A 2,379-nucleotide genomic window follows, 5' to 3' on the forward strand; every position below is an offset into this window, starting at 1 on the left:
AAAGTAGGGTGGGACATGTCGAGGTCTTCCGGGTGGGCAGTGTAGGAACTTCCATCTTCAGGGAGACCTCGACTCCTACACGGACAGCGACGCGCTCAACGGACTACACCCTCGTTCGAGAAGAGCCCCTTATCTCCTAAATACGTCTGTCGATGTCGTGCGACACTGACGTGACGCTTGACTGCGCACCGTAGCGCACTGTTCCTCGACCGTGTTATCACCTGAACATAGACTTTTGTTCGTCCAGCCGATACCCTGAACATGCCTTTCACGAACTTCCCCCGAGAAGGACATTCATGCATACGAAGCTACTCACACTTTCGGCAGCCGGATCCCTGGCGTTGGCGGTGAACATCGGCCTTCCACCCGCCTCCGCGTCGCTGCACTCCGGCGATCCTGAAGTCTCTGAGTCTCCGCTGTCTGGAATCAGCGCAACCGGGGCACTTTCGGCAGGGGCCAGGGACGCATCGTCGACGACGAGGTCAGTCACGCGGACGAAGACCACATCCCTGCCGCCGTTGCTGCGCGCTCCGCAGAGCCTTCGTGATACTTCGGCTCATTTCACCAGCGCCGTTGTCGCTCATGCACAGGACCAAGCCGTGACGAGCCCATCGTCGACCGAGAGCCCTCATGTGTCCAATGATCGTAAGGATGGGGACCTTGCAGCGCCAACGGGATCAGGTGCCGCTGAAACTACGGACGGAATCACGATTTCGGCATTGTCCGATGTCATCGATCTGCCGTCAGCGTCACCGAATGTCGTAGGAATCGCATTCGACGACGACGTTCGGGTCGAGTTCGAGATCAGAACTCACACGAATGGCCGCTGGTCCGGGTGGCAGCACCTGCATGCTTCGGATGCCGGGGAGGGCTCGCGCGGCACGGACCCCTACTACACCACTGATACAGACAGTATTCAGGTGCGTGTTCTCGGTGACGGCGGCAGTCCAGCCGATGCCAAGGTCGTCAGTGTCGCTTCGAAGAGGCACCCCGGCGATTCAGAACTGGTGGCAGAGAATGCGCCCAAGAGTTCGGAATCGGTTGATCGGGAGGTGTCGCAGCATGCCCACTCAATTGACCACGCCTCGGTACCACCTTGCACACGGACGGGCGGATGCACCTGTCCACTATGCGCAGCATCGGCGGCCAACGTGGCGAAGAACTCTGTTGTCCAGCCCGAAGTCGCTACCCGTAAAGACTGGGGTGCGAGCGAGAAACTGGTACGAAATTCTCCCACGATCGCGGACTCAGTCTCCGCCGCAGTGATCCATCACACCGATGGCAACAACGACTATGCCGCAGAGGATGTGCCTGCGATTCTACGAGGGATCCAGTCGTTTCACATCACGGGTCGAGGGTGGTCGGACATCGGCTACAACATGCTCGTCGACAAATACGGAAGACTCTGGGAGGGGCGCGCAGGCGGGGTAAAGAAGGCCGTAGTCGGCGCTCACGCCGCCGGGTACAACACAGGATCGTTCGGCATTTCCGTGCTCGGCGACTATGACAAGAAGGCACCGCCCCAACGCACTCTTGATGCGGTCGCGGAGGTGGTCGGGTGGAAGCTGTCCTTGAGCGGGGTGAAAGCGGGTGGCTCGACATCACTAGCCGGGGAGGAGATGAAAGCGATTGTCGGACATCGCGACGTTGGCCAAACAAGCTGTCCCGGCGACGGGTTCTACGCCAAATTCGACTCGATCCGTCAGGCCGCCGATGACTACCAAACTGGGAAGAAGGCGGGCGCGGGCGAAGAGGATGAGAACAAGGACGAATCTGACAGACAGCCTGACCTTGTCCCCGGCGTCATCGATAGCAACGCTCGTGATGCACGAACCTGAACGCAAAAACTGTGAAGAACCCAAGCAAACGGGCTGACGATCGGACGGATAGAACAGTTTGGTAATCTTCGACCATGTCCGTCACTGAACTCTCTGACAGCGCCCAAAACTATCTGAAAGCACTTTGGAGTTTGGGCGAGTGGTCTGATGCTCCCGTCACGACCACCGCGCTTGCCCAGAAGGTTGGGGTCAGGCAGTCAACGACATCCGACGCGATTCGCAAACTCTCGGACGAGGGGCTCGTCGCGCACACGCCGTACGGGTCAATTGCTCTGACGGCACAAGGTCGAGTCTATGCCCTTGCGATGGTCCGTCGTCACCGCCTCATCGAGACCTTCCTCGTCGAGGTCCTCGGATACACCTGGGACCAGGTGCATAACGAAGCCGAGACCCTCGAACATGCGGTGTCAGACTGGCTCTTCCGGTTTCAGAGTGCGTTGACTCGGTTCGATAGCTGTCCGGAGTGGAGCAGGCAGCGTAGTACGTAGTGCCCGAAGTTCCTGAAACCCAGGCCGATACCTCGCAGATGCTCGAGGCGTCC

At 59.3% G+C, this 2,379-nt stretch carries 1 protein-coding gene and 1 pseudogene; both read left to right on the forward strand.

The features are described 5' to 3' along the window. The first annotated feature begins 719 nt into the window (after positions 1 to 719). On the forward strand, positions 720 to 1,838 hold the full coding sequence (locus BSP109_RS16450; RefSeq protein WP_180959804.1) for a peptidoglycan recognition protein: 1,119 nt from the start codon (positions 720 to 722) through the stop codon (positions 1,836 to 1,838). Between the two features lie 74 nt (positions 1,839 to 1,912). After that, a pseudogene (locus tag BSP109_RS16455) lies at positions 1,913 to 2,257 on the forward strand (metal-dependent transcriptional regulator); the annotation flags it as partial. Positions 2,258 to 2,379: the final 122 nt, after the last annotated feature.

Source organism: Brevibacterium sp. Mu109, from assembly GCF_900169375.1.
Taxonomy (GTDB): Bacteria; Actinomycetota; Actinomycetes; order Actinomycetales; family Brevibacteriaceae; genus Brevibacterium; species Brevibacterium yomogidense_A.